This window comes from Sulfuricystis thermophila, from assembly GCF_004323595.1.
In the GTDB taxonomy this organism is placed as follows: domain Bacteria; phylum Pseudomonadota; class Gammaproteobacteria; order Burkholderiales; family Rhodocyclaceae; genus Sulfuricystis; species Sulfuricystis thermophila.
This window is the reverse complement of sequence record NZ_AP019373.1, coordinates 1,807,795-1,832,572: the sequence shown is the minus strand read 5'-3', so window position 1 is coordinate 1,832,572 and position 24,778 is coordinate 1,807,795. Positions and strand designations below refer to the sequence as shown.

The following is a 24,778-nucleotide window of genomic DNA, read 5'->3' as shown; positions in this document are numbered from 1 at the left end:
TTGATCCAGCCACCGGTTCAGCACCATGACCGCCCGCGCCCAAATCCTCATCCGCGCCGTCGACGAGACGCGCGGTGCCTTCGACTCGGTCAAGCGGGGCCTGGGAGGGCTGGCCGATGCCGCCCGCAGCGTCAACGGCGTGCTCGCCGGGCTCGGGGTAGCCCTGTCGGCCGCGGGCCTCGGGGCCATGGTCAAGTCGGCGCTGGAGTCGGCCGATGCCCTCAACAAGCTCTCGCAGCGCGTGGGCATCACGGTGGAGGCGCTCTCCACCCTGGTGCCGGCGGCGGAACTCTCCGGTGTCTCGGCGCAGACCTTCGAGACCGGGCTCAAGAAGCTCGCCACCGCGATGCTCGAGGCGGCCACGGGCTCGGAGGAGTCCGCCCGGCGCTTTGCGGCACTCGGCGTGGCGTTCCAGGACCAGGACGGCCGGCTTCGCGCGACCGACGCGGTGCTGCTCGATCTGGCCGATCGCTTCCAGGCCATGCCCGACGGGGCGCAGAAGTCGGCGCTGGCGGTGCAGCTGTTCGGCAAGAGCGGCGCCGAGCTCATCCCCTTCCTGAACCAGGGGCGCGAAGGCATCGCGGCCCTGACCGGCGAGATGCAAGCGCTGGGCGTGCAGATCGGCGGGCAAACGGCTGCGCAGGCCGAGGCGTTCAACGACGCCTTGGCCAAGGTCAAGCTCGCCACCACCAGCATCGCCAACCGGGTGATCGAGGCCTTCCTGCCGGCGATGAACGCGATGGCGGGCGGCATGGTCGAGTCGGCCAAGCAGGGCGGCGCCTTGCGCGCGATCCTGGACGGCATCGTGCTGGTGCTCAAGACCCTGGCGCTGGGCGCGGCCACGGTCGGCAAGGCCTTCGTCGCGCTGGGCGAAGCCATTGGCGCCGGTGTCGCGGCGGCGGTCGAAGCGCTGCGCGGCAACACCGCCGGGGCCAAGGCCATCATCGCCGAACTCAAGGGCAGCCTCGTGCGGCGGCTGGACGAACTGGCCGAGTTCCGGGACAGCCTCTTCGACCCCAAGCCCATCGAGGTGCAGGCGCCCAAGGTGCAGGCCGACCCGGCGCTGTTGCAGCGGCTCACGACGCCGGGCAAGACCCGCGACACCGCGAGCGCTCAGGCTGCGTGGATGCAGGCCCGGCTCGACGCCGAGTTCACCCTGCTCAAAGACGGCTTGCGCCGCCAACAAACCGCGCTCGACGCCGCGCTCGAAGACCGGCTCGTTTCCCTGCGCGACTACTACGCCCGCAAAACCGCGCTGGAGCAGCAGGAGCTCGACGCCGAGATCGCCCGCACGCAGCAGGCGCTGGCACGCAGCCGGCAGGTGGCAGCCGGCGGCAAAAGCGAGGAGGAGCGCCTGCGCGGCAAGGCCGAGGTCGCCAGGCTCGAGGCCGAGCTGATCGCGCTCAACAACAAGCGCGCCGACGTCGAGCAGAGCAACGCCCGCGCCGCGGCCAAGGCCGAGCGCGAACTGGCCGATGCGCTGGCCGCCGCGCGCGAGGAACTGGCCAGGCTCACCGGCACCGACACGGCGCAGGACCGCAGGGCCGCGATCGAGCGCAGTTATCGTGACCTGCGCGCGCGCCTGCTGGCCGAGAGCGATGCCGATGGCGTTTCGATCATCGACCGGCTGATCGACGTCAAGGCCGCGCAGGCCAATCTCGAGGCGCTCGAAGCGCAGTGGCGGCAGGTCACCGAGCGGCTGCGCAACGCGCAGGAGGGCATCCAGATCCAGCAGCAGGCCGGACTGCTCACCGAAGCCCAGGCGCGGCAGCAGATCGTGGCCTTGCAGCGCGACTCGGCGGCCGAGATGCAGCGGCTCTTGCCCGCGCTGGAGCAGGCCGCGCAGGCCATCGGCCCGGAGGCTGTGCTGCGCGTGGCGGCATGGCGCAACGAGCTTGCGCGCACGCGGCTGGTCACCGATGAACTCGCCCCGGTGTGGAACCGCATCGGCGAGGCCTTCGGGCAGGCGGTGCAGGGGATCGTCAGCGGCGCGCAATCCCTGCGCGAGGCGCTTTCCAACATCTTCCGCAGCATCGCGGACGCCTTCCTGCAAGAGATGGTGCTCAAGCCCTTCCAGCAGTGGGTGGCGATGCAGGCGCGCATGCTCGCCGTCAAGCTGGGCTTGCTCCAGCAGGAACAGGCCGCCGAGACCGCCGCGGCCGCGCAGTCGGTGGCGACCAAGCAGGCCGAGGCGGCGGCCAAGGTCAGCGCCAATGCCGCCGAAGCCGGCGCCGGGGCGGCCGCCTCGCAGGCCGCGATCCCCGTCGTGGGCCCGGGGCTGGCGATTGCCGCGATGGTGGCGATGGTCGCGGCCGTCATGGCGCTGCTGGGCAACATCAAGAAGTTCGCCACCGGCGGCTACGTCACCGGCCCGGGGACCGGCACCTCCGATTCCATCCCCGCGCGGCTGTCCGCCGGCGAGTACGTGGTGCGCGCGGCGGCCGTGCAGCGCGTGGGCGTGGCGTTCCTGGATGCGATCAATGGCCTGCGCACCCCGCCCGTGTGGGACGGGCAGCGCCTGGCCTTCGCCGCCGGCGGGCTGGTGCCGCCGGTGAGCGCGCCGCCCGCGCCGCCGCCGGTGCAGCAGGCCGTGCGCATCGTCAACGCCATCGACCCGGGCATAACCCACGACCATCTGCAAACGCCCGCCGGCGAGCGGGTGATCCTCAACATCATCGGCCGCAACGCCCGCGCGGTCCGTGCCGCCTTGCAAGGATGACCCCATGGCCCTGCTCTTCATCGACGGTTTCGACCATTACGACCCGCAGCAGCTGGACGACTTCGGCCAGCCGTGGCTGGCACGCGGCAAGGCGGCGTATCTCTCGCCGCAGGCCACGCGCATCCCCGGCCGGCGGCCGTCGTCCTATGCCTTGCGCCTGCCGGAAGGCTCCGGCGGCGGGTATGTGAAGAACCTCGATGCCGGCACGCCCAGCCTGATCGTCGGCGCGGCCCTGCGGGTGGCGCCGTTCGAGAACACCGGTGGGGAGCCGGTGCTGCTCGGCGTGCGCGATACGACGGCCGGTGTTGCGCATCTGGTCAAGATCGGCGAGGACGGGCGGCTCAAGCTCTACCGTTGGCAATCCGGCTACGACCAGCTGCTCTCGACCTCGGTCACGACCGCCCCTGCGCGCGGCTGGCATTACATCGAGCTGAAAGTCGTGCAGGGAACCGGCAGCGGCACGCTCGATGTGCGCGTCAACGGGATGCTTGCCATCCAGCTCAGCGGGCAGGACACGCTGCAAGGCGGCGGACAACTGCTGACGGCCTTCGTGGGCGCGGTGCCGGGTGAGCCGTGCCCGGTGACGGTCGATGTGGACGATCTGTACCTCGCCGACACCAGCGGCACGCTCAACACCACCTTCCTGGGCGATGTGCGGGTCGATGCGCTCCAACCCCAGGCCGACGGTGCGCTCAACCAGTGGACGGTCGAAGGCGCATCCAGCGCTTGGGCTGCGGTGAGCGACGGCGATGAGGCCAGCGGCATCCGCGCGGATGCGGCCGGCCTGCGCCAGAGCTTCGACATCGCGCCGCTGCCGGCGATGGCCACGCCCGCCATCCACGGCGTGCAGGTGACCTTGCTCGCGCGCAAGACCGATGCGGGGCCGGGCCAGGTGCGGGGTCTGGCGGTCAGCGGGTCGCAGACCGCCGTGAGTGCGGACCTCGTCCTGCAAGAGCAGCTGGCCTGGCACACGGCGCTGTTCGAAGCCGATCCGAATGCCGGTTCGGCGTGGAGTGAAGCCGCCTTGAATGCGGCCGAGTTCGGGGTGGAAGCGGGATGACGCAGCGGCGCATCGCCACCGGGCTGACCGAGACCGCGACCGTGCCGTCGCCGGGCGCGGCGCTGGCCGCGCTGCGCGCCGAGACGATGGCGGCCCCGATGCCGGGTACGGCGGCGAGCGCTCTGCATGCCGAGGCGCTCGCCGCGCCGGAGAGCGGCAACGCCCTGGCCGCGCTGGTGGTCGAGGTGCTGCGCCGCGACACCGCCGCGGCCGCCATCGTCGCCACCGGCATGGACGCCTTCGGCGATGCACCGTGGCCGGATGCTCAGCGCGGCGTGTTCGCCTTCCGCCACGACTGGGCCGAGCCGCTGATCGAACGCTTGCAGTGGCAGACGGCCGTCGCGCGGCTGGCCAGCGGCAACGAGGCGCGGCAGGCGCTGCGCCTGGTGCCGCGCCGCACGCTGACCTACCACGTGGGCCACGGGCGCGCGAGCGATGCGCTGGTGGCCGACTGGCTGGCCGACCATCTGGGGCAACTGGCGCTGTGGCCGCTGCCGCAGCGGGCGTGCGCGCTCGTGCAGCCGGCGCAGGCGGGGGATGAGGCGCTGGCCGTGACGGCGTTCGACGCGACCTGGTGGGAGCCGCCGACGGCAGAGCTGCGCCTGACGGACTTCGGCCTTGCGCGCGTGGACACCGCCATGCCGCAGGCGCTGGTGATCGCCGCCGATGGCTGGCAGGTGGTGGCAATCTCCGAAGTGGAGCCGGACCTGCTCTGGCTGGACGTGCCGCTGACGCGCGCGGTGCCGGCAGGCGCGGCAGTCATGCCGCTGGTGTGGGGCCGGGCGCTGGAGGCGGCCGATCTGGCGCAGTGGGTGCCCGGCGTGGCGGGCGGCAGCGTGACAGCCAGCCTCACGCTGCCGGCGATGCCGGACATGGACCTGCCGGGCGATCCCATGCTCGACGGCCTGCCGGTCTGGCCCGACGGCAACTGGCGCGACGACCCTTCCGTCACGGCGCAGGGCGCGCTCACCCGGCAAGACCTCTCGCCCGCCGAGCCGTGGGCGCGCCGCGATGACCCGTGGCCGACGACGACGTTCCAGCGGCGCTATCTGGCGGCCGGCGCAGAGGAGATCGAGCGCTGGCGCGCGCGGCTGTGGCGCACGCAGGGCCGCCTTGAAGCCTTCTGGCTGCCCGATGGCCTGGCGCCGGTGCTGCGGGTCACTGCGGAGGCCGATGCCGAAGACGGCTTCCTGCGGGTGACGGGCGAGGAGGTTTCGGCCTTCTGGCACCGCCCGGCCGCTTGCCTGATCCTGCACCCGGACGGCCAGCGCCAGCACGTGCTCACCGCCACGGCCCATCGCGACGCGGGCGGCGTGCTGGTGCTGCGCTCGGGGCTGGACGTGCCGGTGCCCGCCGGCAGCCGCGTGGTGCGGCTTGCGCGCTGCCGCCTCGACCACGACGCCGTCGAGCTGTACTGGCACACGCCCACGCTGGTCGAGATGCCCATCACCGCGCGTCAGCTGCCCGAGCCGCGCGGGCAGGAGGCGCCGCCCCGGGAGGAATATTGATGGAGATCGAGCTGTACACCTTCGCGGGCAGCAGCGCCACGTTCCGCCTCACCCCGCACGAGCCCGAGGTCGTGCTGGACGGGGATCGGTATGCGAGCCTGCCGATCGGACGCACCGAGCTTGCGCTGGGGGCCGAGGCCGCCAAGTCCGCGCTGGACCTGACCGTGCCGCCGGAGTGCGCTCTGGTGCGGCATCTGCTGGCGAGCGCGATCACCGGCGAGTCCACGGCGGTGACGCTGCGCGTGGCCACCGTCGATGGCGGGATCACGGGCACGCGCTGGATGGGCCGGGTGCTCGGGGTGGAGGTGGCCGGTGACGCCGCCCGCATCCGCTGCGAGTCCGCCCAGGTGAGCCTCAAGCGCATCGGCCTGCGGCGGCTCTACAGCCGCGCGTGTTCCCACGTGCTGTATTCGGCGGCGTGCGGGGCGACGCCGATCACGGCCAGCGCCAGCGTGAGCAGCAGCACGGGGCGCAACGTCGATCTCGCGGGCGGCGTGCCCGCCGCGGTGGCCGGCACGCTCGCCGGCGGCTGGCTGGAAACCGCCGCCGGCGCGCGCCACATGATCGTGCGCGAATCCGCCGCAGGCGTGGAGCTGCTGTATCCGGTGCCGCTGGCGCCCGGGGAGGGTGTCACGCTGGCCGCCGGCTGCGATCACACCACCGCCACGTGCGCGGCGCGCTTTTCCAACCTCGACAACTTCGGCGGCTTCCCCTTCATCCCGTCGAAGAACCCGTTTGCGACCGGAGTGTTTTGAGCATGTGGTACATCGTCGCCATCGTCGTCACCGCGCTGATCTCGATCGCGCTCCAGCCCAAGCCGCCCGCGCCGAAGCCGGCGGCGCTGGAGGATTTCGATGCGCCCACGGCCGAGGAGGGCCGGCCCATTCCCGTCGTGTTCGGCGCGGTGCTGATCCGCGGGGCCAACGTCGTCTGGTACGGCGATCTTTCCGCCGAGCCGATCAAGAAGAAGAGCGGAGGCAAGAAGTGAGCGAGCCGACCGTCACCATCGATCACGTGCGCGCCGCGGGGATGTGCGTGCACGGCGCGCGCGCGTGGTTTGCTCGGCAGGGTCTGGACTTCCGCGCCTTCCTGCGTGAGGGCATCGCCGCCGAGACGATGCTGGCCACCGGGGATGCGATGGCGCTGCGCGTGGTCGAAATCGCCCGCCAGCGCCAGCAGGAGCCGCGCTGATGGGTGGCAAAAGCAAGAAGCAGACGGTCGGCTACCGCTACCGCATGGGCCTGCATCTGGTGCTGTGCCAGGGGCCGGTGGACGCCGTGCAGGAAATCCAGGTCGGCGAGCGCACCGCCTGGGGCGATGCCAGCCGCGCGGTCCTGCCGCGCGGGCATGGGCTGGGGCGCCTCCACATCCACGCGCCCATGCTGTTCGGCGGCGACGAGCGCGAAGGCGGGGTGGTGGGCGATCTCGACGTGCTGGACGGCGCGGCCACCCAGGGCCGCAACGACTACCTGATGAGCCGCCTGGGGGCATCCATCCCGGCGTTCCGCGGGGTGCTGTCGATCGTGGCGCGCAAGATCCTGTTCGCGGCCAACAACCCCTACATCAAACCGTGGGCCGTGCGCGTGCGGCGCTTCACGGCGGGCTGGCATGGGGAGGTCTGGGGCGCGCTTGATGCCGAAATCCGCGCCTGGGATGAGACGGCGCACCGCTGGCAGACCATCGGCATGAATCCAGCCCACATCCTGGTGCAGTGCCTGACCGACCCGCACTGGGGCATGGGCTATCCGCAGAGCAGCATCGGCTGGAGTTTCTGGAACGCGGCGTGGGCCCTGTCGAGCGAAGGCTTCGGTCTGAACCTCATCTGGACGCGCCAGCAGCCCATCGAGAGCTTCATCGCCCAGGTGCTCGACCACATCGGCGGCATCCTCTACACCGACCCGGAGCAAGGCACGTTCGAGCTGAAACTGCTGCGCGACGACTATTGGATCGACAGCCTGCCGCAGTTGGGGCCGGATGAGATCGTGCGGCTGGAGCGCTTCGAGCGCGCGCAGTGGGGCGAGCTGCCCAACGAGATCACCGTGGTCTATACCGACTGGGCCACCGGCAAGGAAGCCACCGTCTCGGCGCAGAACCTGGCCGCCATCCAGCTGCAAGGCGGCGTGATCAACCAGCGCCGCGACTACCCGGGCGTGAGCTTTGGTCCGCTGGCGTCGCAACTGGCGCTGCGCGACCTGCGCGCCCTGGGCTCGCCGCTGGCGCGCATGACGTTCACCATTGCCCCCACTGCGCTGGACCGCCCGCCCTTGCCGGGCGATGTGTTCCTGCTGCACTGGCCACGCCTGGGCATCGAGCGCATGGTCGTGCGCGTCACCGGCATCGACACCGGCACCCTGGGCGCGGCCGAGTGGCGCATCGAGGCGGTGGAAGACGTGTTCGGAATGAGCGATACCGTGCTCTCGCCGCCGCCGCCGCACGTCGAGGAGCCGCCGCTGGAGGCGCTGCCGCCAGCCCTGGTGCTGGCGGTGGAAGTGCCGTACTGGGAACTGGCGCGCAACCTGAGCCGGGCCGATCTGGCCCAGGTCACCGACACCGACACCTACGTCGGCGCGCTGGCGGCCGCCGGTGGCCAAGGGCAGCTCAACTGGCAACTGGCCACCGGCGCCTCCAGCGGCGATCTCGCGCCCGTGACGGGCGAGGACTACGCGCCGCTGCTCACGCTTGATGCGGCACTGTCGGCGAGCGAGGCCGATGCGCTGGCCGTGCCGGTGACGGCGCTGTCCCAGCCCGAGCGCCTGAGCATCGGCGACTACGCCTATCTGGTCGATGCCGCAGGCCAGATCCGCGAGGCGGTGGCCATCCTCGCCTTCGATGCCACCGCCGGCACGGTCAATCTCGCCCGCGGCGTGCTCGACACCACGCCGCAATCACATGCGCCAGGCACGCGGCTCATCGGCGTGGGCGAATGGCTGGCCGCCGAGACCACCGAACGCGCCCCGGGCGAGTCGGTGTTCGTCGCCGCCATCCCGCGCACTTCCACCGACCAGGGCGATGCCGTGCTGGCCGCCAACGGCCAGCCGCTGGTGCTGACCGGCCGCCAGGCGCGGCCGTACCCACCCGGGCGCATCCGGCTCAACGGCCAGCGCGAGCCCGCCGTGGTCGCCGGCGACCTGACCCTCACCTGGGCGCACCGCGACCGCATCCAGCAGACCGCCTACCTCGTGCGCCAGGACGAGGGCGACATCGGCCCCGAGCCCGGCACCACCTACACCGTGCGCATCCGCGACCGCAACGGCACCCTCGTGCGCAGCGAAACGGGCATTACCGGCAACACCTGGACCTGGGACGTGGCCAGCGCTGCGGCAGATGCGGGCAACGCCGGCGATACCGTCACCATCGAGATCGAGGCCGAGCGCGACGGGCTCACGAGCTGGCAGGCGCAGGTGCGCACCACCGACCGCACCGGCTACGGCCTGCGCTGGGGGCAGCACTGGGGCGGGGTGTGAACCCGTCGGAAATCCCGTTTGAACGCACCGCAAGGAGATCTGTCATGGCATTCACCGACCCGAACCTGGGCCTTGCCTACGGCTGGACGCTGGGCGAATCCGGCTGGCACACCGAGATGGACGCAAACTTGAAGCGCCTGGGCGCCATCGTCGGCCTGTCCGTCAAAGACCGCGGCCTGACCGCGCCACCCGCCAGTCCGGCCGATGGCGACCGCTACATCATCCCGCCAGGAGCCACCGGCGACTGGGCCGGCAAGGCCGACCAGATCGCCGTGCGGATCGACGGCGCCTGGGAGTACTACGCCCCGCAGGTGGGCTGGCTTTGCTACATCGAGGACGAGGCCAAGCTCACGGTCTTCAAGCCCACCGGCTGGAGCGCTGGCATCGCCATCTGACCCTCACACCGATCCGTCACCCCTGGACCCGCCTTGGTGCGACGAGCATCAGGCGGGTTTGTTCGTTCCATCCCTGGAACTCACCCCTTCGGGGCTAACGCGCCAATCCGCTCCTAGCGGATTGGTCGCATTTTTGGGAGACCTGCCATGACCGAACCCGCACAACCGCCCGCGCTCGTCGAGAACATGCTGCTTCTGCGCCGCGAGGACTTCGACGAACTGCTCGACCGTGCCGCCGAACGCGGAGCCGAGCGTTGCCTTGCCCATCTCGGGCTGGAGAACGGCAGCGCCGCCAAGGACATCCGCGAGCTGCGCGACCTGCTCGAAGCGTGGCGCGATGCCCGCCGCACGGCGTGGCGAACCGCCGTCAAGGTCATCACCACCGGCATCCTGGCCGCGCTGTTGGTCGGCGCTGCCATCAAGCTCAAGCTGATGGGAGGTGGCCAATGATCGAGACCTTGCTCGGTGGCCTTCTCGGCGGGGCCTTCCGTCTCGCCCCTGAAATTCTCAAGTGGCTCGACCGTAAAGGCGAGCGTGGCCACGAACTGGCGATGCAGGACAAGGCGCTGGAGTTCGAGAAGCTGCGCGGCGCCCAGCGCATGGCCGAGATCGGTGCCGGGGCCGATGCCGCATGGAACGTGGGCGCCCTCGAGACCCTGCGCGAGGCGGTGGCGGCGCAGGGCCGGCCATCTGGCGTGAAGTGGGCCGATGCGCTCTCCAGCAGCGTGAGGCCGGTGATCACCTACTGGTTCATGGCCCTGTACTGCGCCGCCAAGACCGCGGCGTTCGTGGGCGCCGTCGAGGCCGGTGCGGATTGGATTCCGGCCATCCAGGCCGCCTGGACCGAGGCGGACCAAGCGCTATGGGCCGGCGTGCTGAATTTCTGGTTCTTGGGCCGGGTGTTCGAACGGGTGCGACCCACGAACTGGTAAGTGTTGCTTACAAGTTCAGAGCCAGAGATGCGTATTCCTCCACAAGCCATCGAGCTGGCCAAGCGCTTCGAGGGCTTCCACCGCGTGCCCAAGCACGACCCCGGGCGCGCGCATCCTTACGTCTGTCCGGCGGGATACTGGACGATTGGTTACGGCCATCTCTGCGATCCGAAGCATCCGCCGATCACGGAGGCCGAGGCGGAGCGCTACCTGGCGGAAGACCTCAGGATCGCGCTGGCTGCGACGTTGAGCTACTGCCCGGTGCTGGCGACCGAGCCGGAGGGGCGGCTCGCCGCCATTGTCGACTTCACCTTCAACCTGGGGGCGGGGCGGCTGCAGATGTCGACGCTGCGACGGCGGGTGAACCAGCGGGATTGGGCTGCCGCCGCAACGGAGCTACGCCGCTGGGTCTACGGTGGCGGCAAGGTGCTGCCGGGACTCGTGATGCGCCGAGAAGCCGAAATCGAGCTGTTGGTCGACCGATCGACGACCAACGAATCGGCATGAACCGGCCTGAACCGGCATGAATCGCATTTACCCGGCCCAAATCCTGTGACAATATGCGTCCTGGAATCCATGCGATGGAAAGCGCCATGGCCGATCGTTGGTTATCCGTCGAGGAAATAGCCGAATACCTCGGCGTGAGCAGGGACACCGTCTACGCGTGGATCGCGAAAAAGGACATGCCGGCCCACAAGGTGGGGAGGTTTTGGAAGTTCAAGGCCGACGAGGTCGACGAGTGGGTGCGCTCCGGCAAGGCGTCGGAGGAATCCGATTCGGCGGCAGGCCATTGACTGCCCTGGGGATCGGCGTGCCCAGTTCGCCAGGACCGACTTCGCGAGGAGAGGAAGAATGACCAAGTTGGCCTGCATCGATTTGTTCTGTGGGGCGGGAGGGCTCACGCACGGCTTGATCTCGGAAGGCGTGCCGGTCGTGGCCGGCATCGACGTCGATCCGGCTTGCCGCTACCCGTTCGAAACGAACAATGGCGCGCGGTTCATCGAGGGAGACGTTTCGAGGACGAAACCAGCGTTTCTGAAGGATCTCTTCGGTGACGCGGACGTCCGTATCCTCGCCGGATGCGCCCCTTGTCAGCCCTTCTCGACCTATGCCCAACGCTACGACACGGTGGGAAGTCCACGATGGGCACTGCTGTACGAGTTCGCACATCTGGTCGAAGCCGTTCGCCCCGATCTCGTCACCATGGAGAACGTGCCGACGGTGGAGAAACACGCGGTGTATCACGACTTCGTCACCACCCTGAGGAAGTGCGGCTATCTGGGACTCTGGCACGGTGTCGTCGATTGCTCCGACTACGGTTTGCCACAACGCCGACGCAGGATGGTGCTGCTCGCCTCGCGCATCGGGCCGATCGAGTTGATAGAGCGCACCCACGAGCGACCCCAAACCGTGCGCGACGCGATCGGAAAGCTTCCGCCGATACCGGCGGGCAGCACTCTGCCTTCCGATCCGCTACACACGGCGTCCAAGCTTTCCAAGCTCAACCTCCAACGCATCCGCGCATCCCGTCCCGGCGGGACTTGGAGGGATTGGCCCAAACGTTTGATCGCGGAATGCCACCGCCGTGATAGCGGCCGGACATATCCGGGTGTCTATGGCCGCATGGTTTGGGACGAACCCGCCCCGACCCTCACCACCCAGTTCTACGGTTTCGGCAACGGTCGCTTCGGACACCCCGAGCAGGATCGGGCGATATCGCTGCGTGAGGGAGCGATCCTGCAAGGTTTCCCGGAAGACTATTCCTTCGTCCCGGCGGGTAGTCCGATCCACTTCAAAAGCTTGGGACGCATGATCGGCAACGCGGTGCCGGTCACTTTGGGAAGGATCATCGGCCGGAGCATCCTGCGGCATCTCGCCGTCGTGCCCGAGACGAAGATGGTCGACGAGACCGCCCGGTCCGTCGCCGAGAGGGAGCGAAATGCCAAGCGTGAGCCCCTCGTCGCCTGAAGCCAGCCGCCGCATGGCGCGCGTGCGCCAGCGAGGAACGGACGTCGAGATCGAACTGCGGCGGGCCCTGCATGCCCTGGGCCTTCGCTACCGCTTGCAAGTGCCACTGTCCAGAAAGCCGCGACGGGTCGCCGACATCGTGTTCATCGGTGCGCGCGTGGCGGTTTTCGTCGATGGGTGTTTCTGGCACGGGTGTCCACTCCATGCCACCTGGCCAAAGGAGAACGCCGGATTCTGGCGAGCGAAGATCGAAGCCAATCGCACCCGTGATGCCGATACCACCCGGTGCTTGCGAGAACTCGGTTGGGAAGTGATTCGCGTCTGGTCTCACGAAGATCCGGTCGAGGCCGCCCGTCTCATCTACGACCGGGTGATGGAACGGAAGGGAAGGGCCTCATGAGCGTCACGCAACGATCCACTCACGCTCGCTTCGTCCATTCGACGACCCCAGAGCCCGGCCAGCTGGTCGGGGTGCGCCGGCGGCAGTGGGTCGTCGCCGACGTCGTTTCGTCGAATTTGGAGGGGGCACCACAGAACTGCGTGACACTCTCGTCGATCGACGAGGATGGCCTCGGCGAGGAACTGGAGGTCGTCTGGGAGATCGAGCCAGGAGCCAAAGTCATCGAGCGGGCGGGCCTGCCATCCATCACCGGACAGGACGACGCGACCACGCTCGACGCCTTCCTCGACGCCGTGCGCTGGGGCGCAGCCACCAACGCCGACCGCGGGTTCCTCCAGGCACCGTTCCGCAGCGGCGTCAGCATCGAGGACTTCCAGCTCGATCCATTGGTGCGAGCCATCGACATGGCCCGCGTCAACCTGCTCATCGCCGACGACGTCGGTCTCGGCAAGACCATCGAGGCCGGGCTGGTCATCCAGGAGCTCCTGTTGCGGCACCGCGCCCGCACCGTCCTCATCGTCTGCCCCGCCTCGCTGCAGGAGAAGTGGCGCGTCGAGATGCTGGAGAAGTTCGGCCTCGACTTCCGGGTGGTGGACACCGAGTACATCAAACGGTTGCGGCGCGAGCGCGGCATCCACGCCAACCCGTGGACGTCGCATCCGCGTCTCATCACGTCGATGGATTGGGCCAAGGGCGGCGAGGGGCTGCGTGCCATGCGCGACGTGCTCCCGCCCCATGTCGGCCATCCGCGCAAGTTCGATCTGCTGGTCGTGGACGAGGCGCACAACGTCGCGCCCGCCGCGGGCGCGCACTACGCGCTGGAGAGCCAGCGCACGCGCTTCATCCGGACCATCGCCCCGCACTTCCAGCACCGCCTGTTCCTGACCGCCACACCCCACAACGGGTACACCGAGTCGTTCACCTCGCTTCTGGAGTTGCTGGACGACCAGCGTTTCGCACGCAACATCCTCCCCGACGAGAAGCGCCTGAGCCAGGTGATGATCCGTCGCCTCAAGAGTGATCTCGTCGATGCGCAGGGCAACCCCCTCTACGCGCGGCGCAACCTGCAGGCGCTGCCGATCCACTACACACCGGAAGAGCGTGAGATCCACCGCAAGCTGAGCGACTACTGTGCCAGCCGCGAGAAGCACGCCGAACGGGCCGGCAACGGCTTCGGCACGACCTTCGTCAACCGGCTGCTCAAGAAACGCTTGCTCTCGTCTCCGGCCGCGTTCGCCGCCACCCTCGAGAAGCACGCCAACTCCCTCTCCGAGGCGCGGCCCGAGAAGCGGGACGCCATGGCCGAGCGCATCCTGCACAAGGCCATCCTGAGGGTCGAGGAGGACTACGCCGACGATCGGGAGGTCGAGAATGCCCAGGCCGAGGCCATCGAGGAGGCCACGCGCCGCACGCCGCCGCTGACGGCGGAGCAGCGAGCGATGCTCGACGAACTGAGATCGTGGGCCCAGCGCGCCAGGAACCAGGTCGATTCCAAGGCCCGCGCCATCCTCGACTGGCTCGAAAAGCACCTCAAAGGGCCGAACGGCGAATGGAACGACCGCCGGGTGATCCTGTTCACCGAGTACCGCACGACGCACGAGTGGATGCATCGGATCCTCGCCAGCCACGGCTTCGGCGGCGAGCGCCTCGCGCTGCTGCACGGCGGTCTCTCCCAGGAGGAGCGCGAACCCATCAAGGCAGCGTTCCAGGCCTCCCCCAAGGACTCCCCCGTCCGCATCCTGCTCGCCACTGACGCGGCCTCCGAGGGCATCGACTTGCAGAACCACTGCAACATGCTCATCCACCTGGAGATCCCCTACAACCCCAACGTGATGGAGCAGCGCAACGGGCGCATCGACCGCCATGGCCAGCGCGAGAGGGAGGTGCTGATCTGGCACCCGGTCGATGGGGGTGACTCTCAGGGCACCTCGGTCGGCGGCCATGCCGAGGACATCCTGCGCGCCCTGCGCAAGCTGGACTCGATGCGCGCCGACATGGGCAGCGTCAATCCGGTCATCGCGCCGCAGATGTCCGGCCTCATCGAAGGCTCGCTGAAGGACCTGGACACCCGCATGGCCGAGGCACGGATCGCCCGGGCCCGGAACTTCGTCCGAGCCGAACGCGAGTTGAAGGAACGCGTCGCCAAGCTGCACGAACGGCTGCTGGCCACCCAGCAGGACTTCCACCTCGATCCCCAGCACATCCTGATGGCGGTGAAGACCGGCCTCGCCCTGGCCGGTCGCCCCCCTCTGGTGCCCGTCGAACTACCAGGGGCTCCGCCCGGCACCGTCTTCCGCATGCCTGCGCTCTCTGGATCCTGGGCGCGCTGCCTGGAAGGACTGCGCCATCCCCACACGCAGAAGATCCGCCCCATCACCTTCGACCACGCCGTCGCCCGCGGGCGCGACGACGTCGTGCTCGTCCACCTGAACCATCGCCTGGTGCAGATGTGCCTGCGCCTGTTGCGTGCCGAGATCTGGGCCCGCGACGACGTGAAGAAGCTACACCGCGTCAGCGTCCGCAGCGTGCCCGATGCGCTGCTCGACGGTCCGGCAGTGGTGATCGTCTCGCGGCTCGTGATCACCGGCTGCAACCATCACCGGTTGCACGAGGAGCTGACCGTCTCCGGTGGCTACCTGCGGGATCAGTCCTTCCGTCGCGAAGAAAGGATCACCCACGTCCAACGGTGGCTGGACGACGGCAAACCATTCACCGCGCCGCCCGACCTCTTCGATGCACTTCGCGTCCGTTTCGAACGACACCAGGAAGCCATCCTTGGAGCCGTCGAAGCCCGCTCCAAGGAGCGTCTGCGCTATCTGACCAACACACTGGAGAGCCGCAAACGTAAGGAGATCGAAGACATCCGCACCGTGCTCGACGATCTGGAGCAAGCGATTCGGTCTGAACTGGAGAAAAGTGAGCAACCCGAACAGCTATCGCTCTTCACCGAGGACGAACGCATGCAGCTGCGGCGTGACATCGCCGCGCTGCAGGCCCGGCTCGCTCGCATCCCGGAGGAGCGTGAGATGGAGGTCCAAGGCATCGAATCCCGCTACGCCAAGCTCATCGATCGCACCTTCCCGGTTGCCGTGGTGTTCATCGTTCCCGGCGAGGTTGGATGATGAGCCGAGGCGTCAGCTACACATTGGACGGATTCCTGTGCGTCGACGAAGCGTCAGTGTTGGGGGCTCTCACGGCCGCAGTGGCATCCACTGGGGTGCAGGCAACCCGGACCACGCAGATCGACAGCTGGAAGCGGCAGATCGAGATACTGCGGCTGGCCGCGAGACGGCTAATCGATCTTAATCCAAAGAGCTCCTCGTGGAGTTTGATTCTCGAATACGAGCTGCCAAGACGGCAGAAGCGTCCAGATGCGGTTCTATTGGCCGACGGTGTGATCCACGTGATCGAGTTCAAGGTCGGAGCGAATGTTTATGACCACGCTTCTCGTTGGCAGGCCGAAGAGTACTGTTTGAATTTGCGCGACTTTCATGCGGAAAGCCGAGGTCACCCGATCGTCCCCGTTCTCTGTGTCACGAAGGCGCCCAACACTGTAAACGGACCTCCGGAAATACGCCAAAGCATTGCGGATGTTCAATTTGCAAATGAGGAAAACCTGCCGGATGTGCTGATCACGGCCCAGCGGTTCGCGAGCCAATCAGCGCCTTCCCTAATAGACGCGGATCGTTGGATTCACTCGGCGTACCGGCCAACGCTTTCGATCATCGAAGCCGCGGAACGCTTGTATGCCGGCCATGAGGTCCGAGAAATAAGCCACAGCTATGCAACTAACCTGAACGCTACGACGGATATGCTGGCCCGGGTGATTGGTGATGCTCGTGCCAGCCGTACGCGTTATGTTTGTTTCATCACTGGCATACCGGGTGCAGGCAAGACTTTGACCGGGCTGAACGTTGTTCATGACCCATCACTCCGTGATAGTAGAGAACGGTCCGGCATCTTTCTCTCGGGCAACGGCCCGCTGGTAAAGATCGTTCGCGAGGCACTCGTACTGAACAGGCAGCGAGCCGGTCGTAGAAGGCAGGATTGCGCGCACGAAGTTTCGACGTTCATACAGAACGTTCACCAGTTCCTTCGATACCACCGTGAGAACCCAAGTGCACGACCGCACGAACACGTCGTCGTGTTCGACGAAGCTCAGCGGGCTTGGAACGAGCACCAAATGCTCCGAAAGCAAGGAGTTTCGACTTCCGAAGCTGCCGAACTTCTTGACGTCATGGACCGCCTCCACGACTGGGCGGTGGTCATCGCTCTCGTCGGAGGGGGGCAAGAGATATTCCTCGGAGAAGGTGGCTTGGAGGAGTGGGGACGAGCCGTGGCCGAGCGTCCTCATTGGACAGTCGTTGCCTCCCCCGAGGTCATCTCGGGCGGGGAGAGCGTCTCTGGGCATCGCTTGTTCGATGGTGGTATCCCAGATCGGGTGAGGGTTCGAGAAGAGCCACTTGCGCACCTGAGCGTCGGTGTTCGTAGCCATCGCGCTCAGACCTTCACCGAGTGGGTGAACGCCGTATTGAGGTTAGATCTTGAAGGCGCCAGGGTCTCGATTCCTGACACACGAGAGTTTCCTCTCTACGTCACGCGCAGCCTGGACGAAGCGCGCAAGTGGTTGCACGATCATTGCCTCCCCGGAGGAGATCAGCGGCCCGGTCTTCTTGCAACCTCCGAAGATCAACGGCTTCGCGCCTATGGCCTCGAGAGATCCAGCGCGTTCATGCTCGGCTTCTCTTTCGAGAAATGGTTCTTGATGCCTTCCGATGACTGTCGATCCAGCCACGCACTCGAGGTGGCTGCATCCGAATTCGAATGCCAAGGGCTCGAGCTCGATTGGGTTGGTTTGTGTTGGGGTGGTGACTTCACTCTCTCAGAAGAGGGTGCATGGGATTACCGGAAATTTCGCGGTAGCTCCTGGCAACGGGTCCGAGATGACGTCGAGAAGGCATACATACGCAACCGCTACCGGGTACTCCTCACACGGGCTCGAGCGGGTATGGTGATCTGGGTACCACCAGGAAAAAAGGGGGACGACACGCTCGACCCTGCCAGATTCGATCGAGTCCATCGGCTCCTTCTGGCGGCAGGGGTTCCGGATCTTCCCGAGTCCGCCGGAGGTGCCGCATGACCATGCACCACGACTGGCTCTCGCTCATCGAGATCTCCGGGCCATTCCTCGCCGTCCCGGTCCTGAAGGAAGCCTTCCCGCAAGGGCTGGAGGCGCTCGACGTCGCCAAGCGCAAACGGCTACGGCAGGCCTACGACGAGTGGCAGGAGGCGCTGGAGACGGGCGATCCACGCTTCGACGACCTGCACGCCGCCTGGATCGACGAGGTCCTCGCACGTGGGTTGGAGCTGGACGAGGACGGCCGGGGCGACGTGCTGAAGCGCCGTGACTGGTGTGCCGCGAACCTGGTCGTCGATCTCCCCGAACACGGCGTGCGCCTGTCGCCGGACTTCGCCGTCGTGGGCGACGATGGCAAGCCGCTGCTGCTGATCCAGACCCATGGACCGGAGGTCGATCTCGAAGCCACCCAACGGCTCGACGGCTGGGCCAGTACGCCCGCGGAGCGCATGGTGGCGCTCTGCCGCGCCACCGGCTGCCGCCTGGGGCTCGTGACCAACGGCGAGCGCTGGATGCTGGTGGATGCCCCGGTGGGCGCGGTCACCACCTTCGCCAGTTGGTACGCGCGCCTCTGGGCTCAGGAGCCCGTCACCCTCCAGGCCTTCGTCCACTTGCTGGGGTTACGGCGCTTCTTCGTGGACGAGTCGGAACGGCTTCCCGCACTCCTCGATCGCTCGCTGAAGTACCAGGACGAGGTCACCGACGCCCTGGGCGAGCAGGTGCGGCGCGCGGTCGAGGTGTTGGTCCAGGCGCTCGACAAGGCCGATCAGGACCGCGATCGCACACTGCTGCGCGACGTGAAGGAGGCCGAACTCTATGAGGCGGCGCTGACGGTGATGATGCGGCTCGTGTTCCTTCTCTGCGCGGAGGAACGCGGCCTGCTGCTCCTGGGTGATCCGCGCTACGAGGCCCACTACGCCGTCTCCACCCTGCGCATGCAGCTGCGTGCCGAGCCGGAGGAGATCCTCGAACGCCGCTGGGACGCTTGGTCGCGCCTGCTCGCCGTGTTCCGTGCCGTCTATGGCGGCATCGAGCACGAGAACCTGCGGTTGCCCGCACTCGGTGGGTCCCTGTTCGATCCGGATCGTTTCCCCTTCCTCGAGGGCCGAGCCAAGGGGTCACATTGGCGCACCGATGCCGCGAAGCCGCTGCCCATCGACAACCGCACCGTGCTGCTGCTGCTCGAGGCCATTCAGACGTTCGAGGGCCGCACGCTCTCCTACCGCGCACTGGACGTGGAGCAGATCGGCTACGTTTACGAGGGTCTGCTCGAGCGCACCGTCAAACGCACCCACGATGTCACGCTGGAGCTCGACGCCACCAAGAGCGCCAAGTCGCCCTGGGTCACGTTGGCCGAGCTCGAATCCGCCCGGCTCGACGGCACCGAGCGCCTGGTCGCACTGCTGCGCGAGCGGTCGGGCAGCTCGGAGAGCCGTGTGCGCAACGACCTCGCCCGCCCGGTAGACGAGGCGCTCACGGGTAAAGTGCTCACCGCATGCCACGGCGATTCCGCCCTCGCCGAACGGATCCGCCCTTACGCTCACTTGCTGAGGATGGATCCTTGGGGCTATCCGTTGGTCTATCCGGCCGGGGCCTATGTGGTCACCACTGGTTCGGACCGGCGCGAGACCGGTACGCACTACACGCCGAAGTCCCTCACCGAGGCCATCGTCGCCGAGACGCTCACGCCCGTCGCCTACGTCGGCCCGGCGGATGGCAAGCCGCGCAGCGAATGGGTACTCAAGTCCCCCGCGGAACTCCTGGATCTCAAAGTCTGCGACCCGGCAATGGGTTCGGGCGCCTTCCTCGTGCAGGCCTGCCGCTGGCTCGCCGACCGCCTGGTGGAGGCTTGGGCGCGGGCCGAGGTCCAGGGCCACACGGTGGGCATCGATGGGCGGGTGGCGGAGTCCGGCTCGGAAGTCGAGCCGCTGCCGCGCAACGATGAAGAGCGCACCATCGTCGCCCGTCGGCTGGTGGCCGAGCGCTGCCTCTACGGCGTGGATCTGAACCCGCTGGCGGTGGAGCTGGCCAAGCTTTCTCTATGGTTGGTGACGCTCGCCAAGGGGCGGCCCTTCGGCTTCCTCGACCACAACCTCAGGTGCGGCGATAGCCTGCTCGGCATCCATCGACTGGATCAACTGACCCAGCTTGCGATGAACCCTTCGAGCCAGGGGCAGATGCGACTGTTCGGTCAGACCATCGAAACCGCCGTGCGCAAGGCCATCGAGTTGCGGCAACGGCTGCGCGAAACGCCCATCCGCGATATCCACGACGTGGAGGTCATGGCGCATCTGGATGCCGACGCACGCCAGAGGCTCGAAGTGCCCGGGCTCATCGCCGATGCGTTCATCGGGGAGGTGTTCACCGCGGGTGGCACCGGCGCGGCGTTGGAGAGCGCCCTGGCCTCGCTTGCCGTCCAGGCCGGGCGAGCCATCGAGGGTGACCAAGAGACGCTGGCCGCGATGCATCGGCGAGCCGGCGCCGCACTCGCGACCGATCGCCCGGCGGGCAAGCCGCCACGTCGCCCGTTCCATTGGCCGCTGGAGTTTCCGGAGGTGTTTGCCGATGGAAGGGGTGGATTCGATGCCATGGTGGGGAATCCACCGTTCGGTGGAGGTCGGCTAATCGGGCGTCGCTTTGGACTGGCCTACCAGGAGTATTTGAAGTTCGTCCGCAATGGTGTCGTTGGGTCGCCCGATCTTTGCGTCTACTTCTACTTGAGGGCGTTCGCGCTGTTGGGTTCGAAAGGCTGTTTCGGACTTTTGGCGACGAAGTCCATCGCCGAGACCGGTTCTCGCGTGGTCTGCTTGGATCAGATCATCGGCGTGGGCGGCACCATCTATCGGGCGCTATCGCGGATGCCATGGCCAGGTAATGCCGCGGTGGTCGTCTCCATCGTGTGGGTCACACGTTCGGCATGGAGAGGACGGAAGGTCCTGAATGAGCGAGAAGTCTTGACCATCAATGGCGCGCTCGAAGGTGACTTCGAGATCCCGCGACCGAAAAAGCTCAAGGTTCTGAAAGGAAAGTTCTCGCAAGGCCAGGACATCATGGGGCGTGGATTCGAGCTCACGGCGGAAGAGCGCGATGCGATACTCGCCGAGGATCCGAAATGTGCCGAGGTGATCTTCCCGTTGTTCAATGGCCAGGACCTCAACACCATGCCGAGGTTGGAGCCTTATCGATGGGCCATCTACTTTCGCGATTGGCCAGAGGATCGGGCACGCCAGTACGGACCTGCATTCCGCCGTGTAGAAGAATTGGTGAAACCCTATCGCGAGTCGCTGACGGGTCAGATTCACCAGGACTGCTTCTGGAAGTTTTGGGATCTGCGCCCCCAGTTGGTTGCAGAATTGGAGCGAAGAACGACCATATTGGCCTCTGCCATTACGTCAAAGCATCTTTCTTTCAGGCGCGTACGAACCAATATCATCATGAATAAGGCTACTAAGCTTTATTTCTTTGATGATTGGCGCGAGTTCGTGTGTTTGCAGTCATCTATACATGCTGCTTGGGCGTACTGGACTTGCGGAATGATGGGGCTTTCTACTTTGAAGTATTCAACAACAGAGGCATTGGAAACGTGGCCGATGCCTGATCTTGGAGAAAACGACATCGAAAGTCTCGGCGAGCGCTATCACGCCCATCGCGAGTCTCTGATGCAAGAGGAGTGGATTGGGCTCACCCAACTCTACAACCGTTTCCATGATCCATTGGACAGTAGTACCCGGATCGACTCCATGCGCGCGATGCATCGTGAGATCGACCTCGCCGTCGCCCGCGCCTACGGCTGGGACGACCTCGACCTCGAACACGGCTTCCATGAAGTGCCGTACCTGCCAGAGAACGATCGCGTCCGCTTCACCATCAGTGAGCGCGCACGGCTGGAAGTGCTGCGGCGGCTGTCCGAGTTGAATCGTCAGCGGTACGAGGAGGAAGTCGCCCGAGGTCTGCACGGCAGCAGAGCTACGAGCACTGCCACCCGCAGGGCACCTACGCAACGCACCGAAACCACCCCCGAACGGCAAGCCTCGTTCGGATTCGACATCCCCCTTGCCAACGAAGGTCGCCACCTCGAGGCCGCCGAACCGGGCGCCGGCTACCGAGCTGGGCCCGCCCATACCATCCTCGAATACCTGAAGACCCATCCCGGTTGGCATCCAAAATCCGACATCCTCGCCGCCACCGGCATCACGGACGGCCAATGGAACGCCGCGATCGCCGGACTGCTCGAAGGCGGCCAAGTCGAACGTCAGGGCGAACGGCGCGGAGCACGGTATCGGGTTGTCCAAGCGAATGACAATTTCGGAGAACGTTCATGAATCGGCTCCATTTCACTCGAGGTACCAATGGAAAACCCGTAGCGTCGGAGGAACTGGAAAAGGCGCTATCGTCCATCGAGAGACTGACGGGAGATTGCTTCTTCGGTTACCCACTCATCGCGACGCCGGAAGGAAAATACTTTCTCGACGCAACACTCGTTACTCGAGAGAAAGGCATCATCCTCTTCGACCTCGTCGAGGGCAGCGATGTCGGTGAATACGCATCTCGGCAGGATGACCTCGCGAACAAGATCGAAGCCAAGCTCAAGCTGCACAAAGAGCTCGTCAAGGGGCGCCGCCTACTTCCTGCCTTGCACGTCGTCACCTTCGCCCCAGCCATCGAGGACGTGGGGCGCATTGCTCGAGAAGGGTATCCCATCGCCAGCGCCGAAGGCCTAGCAGAGGTCATCGCCAGGCTGTCGTGGGAAGGGGCGAGCGAAGAGCTGTATCGCCAGACGCTCTCCGCCATCGAGAGCCTATCGTCCATCCGAAAGAGCCGCTCGAAGCGGGAGGTCGCTCGCCCCGACTCCAGAGGAGCGAAGCTGAAGCGCCTCGAGGACTCGATCGCGACGCTCGACCATCGCCAAAACCGGGCGGTCATCGAAACCGTCGACGGCGTTCAGCGCATCCGGGGCTTGGCCGGCTCGGGAAAGACGATCGTACTGGCGCTCAAGGCCGCCTATCTGCACACCCAGCATCCGGATTGGCGAATCGCCGTCACCTTCCACACGCGATCGCTGAAAGGGCAATTCAAGCGGTTGATCACCAACTTCTGCATCGAGCAGTCCGGCGAGGAGCCCGACTGGTCCAGGATTCGAGTGGTCAACGCTTGGGGGGCGCCAGGCGGCGACGAGCGAGACGGGATCTATTACGAATTCTGCAGGGCGTCAGGGCAAGACTTCCACGATTTTCGATCCGCCAGTCTTCGCTTCGGCGGGAACGACAAGGCATTCGATGGCGCCTGCAGTACTGCATTGAGCGCAGCGCGACTGCCGCAACCCCTCTACGACGTCATCCTGGTCGATGAGGCACAGGACTTCGCACCGAGTTTCCTGCGCCTTTGCTACTCCATGCTTCGCGAGCCGAAGCGGCTGGTCTACGCCTACGATGAGCTCCAGAACCTGTCGGGAGCGTCGCTTCCGCCGCCCGAAGAGATTTTCGGGGCGGATGAGCACGGGAGGCCTCACGTCACGCTCGGAAACGACTCGCGGCGTGATGTGATCTTGCAGAAGTGCTATCGCAATTCTCGTCCCGTGCTGGTCACCGCACACTCGCTCGGGTTCGGGATCTATCGCGCTCCCACCAAGAATACCGAGACGGGGCTGGTGCAGATGTTCGATCAGCCGGCCCTGTGGGAGGAGATCGGTTACAGGGTTCGAGAAGGCGAACTACGCAAGGGCTCCCGTGTCGTCCTCGAACGAACGGACGAGACGAGTCCTCGATTCCTGGAGGAGCACTCCGGAAGCGACGATCTCGTTCATTTCCAGAAGTTCGAAAGTGAGGCCGAGCAGAACGCCTGGCTCGTCGAGCAAATTTCCAGGAATCTCACCGAGGACGAGCTCAGGCACGACGACATCATCGTCATCCATCCCGATCCCATCTCGGCACGCGAGCGATTGGGCCCCATTCGCAAAGCACTCTTCGATCTGGGCATTCAGAATCATCTTGCGGGTGTGGACACCGACGCGGACGTGTTCTTCAAGACGGAGACGCCATCCGTGACTTTCACCGGCATCTTCCGCGCCAAGGGTAACGAAGCCGGCATGGTGTACATCATCAACGCCCAGGACTGCGACACCACGGGCATGGGGCTCGCCAGTCTGAGGAATCGGCTGTTCACCGCGATCACCCGCAGCAAGGCATGGGTTCGAGTAGTCGGCCATGGTCGCGGCATGGAGAAGTTGCTCGACGAGTTCGTCTCGTTGAAGCGCCACGACTTCAGGCTCGACTTCACGTACCCGACCGACGAGATCCTGTCGAAACTTCGTGTCGTACACCGCGACCTCTCACCTGCGGACAAAGCTCGTCTGGAGCGGAAGATCAAGGGATTCGAACAGGCCATCGACGGAATCGTCTCTGGCGAGCTCGACCTCGACGATGTCGCAAGTTCTCTGGAAAAGCTCGACGCGGAAAAGAAAGCAGAGCTCTTGAGGTTGCTGGGGGGGCGTAAGTGACTGCACCACAGACTGCTCAACGCACGAGGGACGATCTTTCACGGTTACTCTCGTCCCTGATCGAGCGAGGTGTCGCCGACGATCAGAACTTCCCGGTATTGCGTCGGCTATCCGACGAGACCTGGGAGGTCTCTTTCGACGGTGCGGAACACGTCTCCATCGCGATTGGGGAAATCGACTACCAGGACCTTCATCGCGAGCTCGGTGAGAAGCGCTCATACAGCGTCAAGCTCATCGACGGCGGACTGCTTCAGCTGCTGTACCTGTTCAAGAAGGACTCGCTGGTGAAACATCGCTTGGCGTTCTATCCGTCTCCAAGTCTTCGTTCGTTTCAAGACGACCCCGATGCATACATGCGTGACGAGCTGTTCATCGAAATCGTCTCGCGACGCATCGTCCCTTTCCCAGTTCGGTTCGATTACGACGTCGAAGCGGCCCAAGACCTCGTCCACCCGCTCTGCCACTTGACTTTGGGGGACGTCAAGGGATGCCGGATCCCGGTATCCGCCCCTCTCTCTCCGCGCTGGTTCATCGATTTCATCCTTCGCAACTTCTACCAGACGGAGAAGCACGACTTGGTTAGTACCCTGTCAGTGCACTCTGTGACCTTTGCCGCGACCCTCACGAAGAGCGAAAGCGCTCTGATGCACATGGTCGTGCCCTATGAGGCTTGTGCATTATGACAAGAGATCAGGAGCG

Annotated in this window: 19 protein-coding genes; all 19 read left to right on the top strand. The window is 66.2% G+C overall.

The genetic code is table 11. From position 1 onward, the window contains the following. The first annotated feature begins 25 nt into the window (after positions 1–25). The 19 genes from M52SOB_RS09170 (at position 26) to M52SOB_RS09080 (ending at position 24,762) form a co-directional block, all read left to right on the top strand. Positions 26–2,719, top strand: coding sequence for a phage tail protein (locus M52SOB_RS09170; RefSeq protein ID WP_131111579.1), 2,694 nt, complete (start codon positions 26–28; stop codon positions 2,717–2,719). Continuing rightward, positions 2,700–3,779, top strand: coding sequence for a hypothetical protein (locus M52SOB_RS09165; RefSeq protein WP_284155060.1), 1,080 nt, complete (start codon positions 2,700–2,702; stop codon positions 3,777–3,779). The genes M52SOB_RS09170 and M52SOB_RS09165 overlap by 20 nt, the downstream gene beginning before the upstream one ends. Continuing rightward, a complete protein-coding gene (locus tag M52SOB_RS09160; protein WP_131111578.1) occupies positions 3,776–5,287 on the top strand; it encodes a hypothetical protein in 1,512 nt (503 codons plus the stop codon). Before M52SOB_RS09165 ends, M52SOB_RS09160 begins: the two co-directional genes overlap by 4 nt. Then, positions 5,287–6,042, top strand: a complete 756-nt coding sequence (locus tag M52SOB_RS09155) for a DUF2163 domain-containing protein (RefSeq protein WP_131111577.1) — start codon at positions 5,287–5,289, stop codon at positions 6,040–6,042. The genes M52SOB_RS09160 and M52SOB_RS09155 overlap by 1 nt, the downstream gene beginning before the upstream one ends. Before the next feature lie 2 nt (positions 6,043–6,044). Further along, entirely contained in the window at positions 6,045–6,275 is a 231-nt protein-coding gene (locus M52SOB_RS09150; protein WP_131111576.1) for a hypothetical protein, read from the top strand. Beyond that, positions 6,272–6,478 carry a hypothetical protein gene (locus tag M52SOB_RS09145; protein ID WP_131111575.1) on the top strand — a complete coding sequence of 69 codons (207 nt, stop codon included), beginning with the start codon at positions 6,272–6,274 and terminating at the stop codon, positions 6,476–6,478. The genes M52SOB_RS09150 and M52SOB_RS09145 overlap by 4 nt, the downstream gene beginning before the upstream one ends. Continuing rightward, the gene (locus tag M52SOB_RS09140) at positions 6,478–8,751 is read left to right on the top strand and encodes a phage tail protein (RefSeq protein ID WP_131111574.1); all 2,274 of its coding nucleotides are present in this window, start codon (positions 6,478–6,480) and stop codon (positions 8,749–8,751) included. Before M52SOB_RS09145 ends, M52SOB_RS09140 begins: the two co-directional genes overlap by 1 nt. Before the next feature lie 44 nt (positions 8,752–8,795). Further along, positions 8,796–9,146, top strand: coding sequence for a DUF2793 domain-containing protein (locus M52SOB_RS09135; RefSeq protein ID WP_131111573.1), 351 nt, complete (start codon positions 8,796–8,798; stop codon positions 9,144–9,146). A 147-nt stretch (positions 9,147–9,293) separates the two neighbouring features. Further along, the gene (locus M52SOB_RS09130) at positions 9,294–9,596 is read left to right on the top strand and encodes a DUF6127 family protein (RefSeq protein ID WP_131111572.1); all 303 of its coding nucleotides are present in this window, start codon (positions 9,294–9,296) and stop codon (positions 9,594–9,596) included. Further along, positions 9,593–10,078, top strand: a complete 486-nt coding sequence (locus M52SOB_RS09125; RefSeq protein WP_131111571.1) for a hypothetical protein — start codon at positions 9,593–9,595, stop codon at positions 10,076–10,078. Before M52SOB_RS09130 ends, M52SOB_RS09125 begins: the two co-directional genes overlap by 4 nt. 27 nt (positions 10,079–10,105) lie before the next feature. Continuing rightward, the gene (locus M52SOB_RS09120) at positions 10,106–10,585 is read left to right on the top strand and encodes a lysozyme (protein WP_131111570.1); all 480 of its coding nucleotides are present in this window, start codon (positions 10,106–10,108) and stop codon (positions 10,583–10,585) included. Positions 10,586–10,671: 86 nt separating this feature from the next. After that, complete coding sequence (gene mads1 / locus M52SOB_RS09115; protein WP_026330273.1) at positions 10,672–10,872, top strand: methylation-associated defense system helix-turn-helix domain-containing protein MAD1; 201 nt, start codon at positions 10,672–10,674, stop codon at positions 10,870–10,872. Between the two features lie 58 nt (positions 10,873–10,930). Next, entirely contained in the window at positions 10,931–12,046 is a 1,116-nt protein-coding gene (locus M52SOB_RS09110) for a DNA cytosine methyltransferase (RefSeq protein ID WP_131111569.1), read from the top strand. Continuing rightward, a complete protein-coding gene (locus M52SOB_RS09105) occupies positions 12,027–12,446 on the top strand; it encodes a very short patch repair endonuclease (protein ID WP_284155059.1) in 420 nt (139 codons plus the stop codon). The genes M52SOB_RS09110 and M52SOB_RS09105 overlap by 20 nt, the downstream gene beginning before the upstream one ends. Beyond that, a complete protein-coding gene (gene drmD / locus M52SOB_RS09100) occupies positions 12,443–15,568 on the top strand; it encodes a DISARM system SNF2-like helicase DrmD (RefSeq protein WP_131111568.1) in 3,126 nt (1,041 codons plus the stop codon). The genes M52SOB_RS09105 and drmD overlap by 4 nt, the downstream gene beginning before the upstream one ends. Next, complete coding sequence (locus tag M52SOB_RS09095) at positions 15,565–17,586, top strand: DUF2075 domain-containing protein (RefSeq protein WP_131111567.1); 2,022 nt, start codon at positions 15,565–15,567, stop codon at positions 17,584–17,586. Before drmD ends, M52SOB_RS09095 begins: the two co-directional genes overlap by 4 nt. Continuing rightward, positions 17,583–21,905 carry an Eco57I restriction-modification methylase domain-containing protein gene (locus M52SOB_RS09090; protein WP_131111566.1) on the top strand — a complete coding sequence of 1,441 codons (4,323 nt, stop codon included), beginning with the start codon at positions 17,583–17,585 and terminating at the stop codon, positions 21,903–21,905. Before M52SOB_RS09095 ends, M52SOB_RS09090 begins: the two co-directional genes overlap by 4 nt. After that, the gene (locus tag M52SOB_RS09085) at positions 21,902–24,079 is read left to right on the top strand and encodes a DEAD/DEAH box helicase (RefSeq protein ID WP_131111565.1); all 2,178 of its coding nucleotides are present in this window, start codon (positions 21,902–21,904) and stop codon (positions 24,077–24,079) included. The genes M52SOB_RS09090 and M52SOB_RS09085 overlap by 4 nt, the downstream gene beginning before the upstream one ends. After that, positions 24,076–24,762: a DUF2290 domain-containing protein gene (locus M52SOB_RS09080; protein WP_131111564.1), complete on the top strand. Its 687-nt coding sequence runs from the start codon at positions 24,076–24,078 to the stop codon at positions 24,760–24,762. The genes M52SOB_RS09085 and M52SOB_RS09080 overlap by 4 nt, the downstream gene beginning before the upstream one ends. Positions 24,763–24,778: the final 16 nt, after the last annotated feature.

Bases quoted from the DNA above. Each gene is read 5' to 3' on its own strand.
- M52SOB_RS09170 (WP_131111579.1), top strand. From the start codon at position 26: ATGACCGCCCGCGCCCAAATCCTCATCCGCGCCGTCGACGAGACGCGC.
- M52SOB_RS09160 (WP_131111578.1), top strand. From the start codon at position 3,776: ATGACGCAGCGGCGCATCGCCACCGGGCTGACCGAGACCGCGACCGTG.
- M52SOB_RS09155 (WP_131111577.1), top strand. From the start codon at position 5,287: ATGGAGATCGAGCTGTACACCTTCGCGGGCAGCAGCGCCACGTTCCGC.
- M52SOB_RS09150 (WP_131111576.1), top strand. From the start codon at position 6,045: ATGTGGTACATCGTCGCCATCGTCGTCACCGCGCTGATCTCGATCGCG.
- M52SOB_RS09140 (WP_131111574.1), top strand. From the start codon at position 6,478: ATGGGTGGCAAAAGCAAGAAGCAGACGGTCGGCTACCGCTACCGCATG.
- M52SOB_RS09135 (WP_131111573.1), top strand. From the start codon at position 8,796: ATGGCATTCACCGACCCGAACCTGGGCCTTGCCTACGGCTGGACGCTG.
- M52SOB_RS09130 (WP_131111572.1), top strand. From the start codon at position 9,294: ATGACCGAACCCGCACAACCGCCCGCGCTCGTCGAGAACATGCTGCTT.
- M52SOB_RS09125 (WP_131111571.1), top strand. From the start codon at position 9,593: ATGATCGAGACCTTGCTCGGTGGCCTTCTCGGCGGGGCCTTCCGTCTC.
- M52SOB_RS09120 (WP_131111570.1), top strand. From the start codon at position 10,106: ATGCGTATTCCTCCACAAGCCATCGAGCTGGCCAAGCGCTTCGAGGGC.
- mads1 (WP_026330273.1), top strand. From the start codon at position 10,672: ATGGCCGATCGTTGGTTATCCGTCGAGGAAATAGCCGAATACCTCGGC.
- M52SOB_RS09110 (WP_131111569.1), top strand. From the start codon at position 10,931: ATGACCAAGTTGGCCTGCATCGATTTGTTCTGTGGGGCGGGAGGGCTC.
- drmD (WP_131111568.1), top strand. From the start codon at position 12,443: ATGAGCGTCACGCAACGATCCACTCACGCTCGCTTCGTCCATTCGACG.
- M52SOB_RS09095 (WP_131111567.1), top strand. From the start codon at position 15,565: ATGATGAGCCGAGGCGTCAGCTACACATTGGACGGATTCCTGTGCGTC.
- M52SOB_RS09090 (WP_131111566.1), top strand. From the start codon at position 17,583: ATGACCATGCACCACGACTGGCTCTCGCTCATCGAGATCTCCGGGCCA.
- M52SOB_RS09085 (WP_131111565.1), top strand. From the start codon at position 21,902: ATGAATCGGCTCCATTTCACTCGAGGTACCAATGGAAAACCCGTAGCG.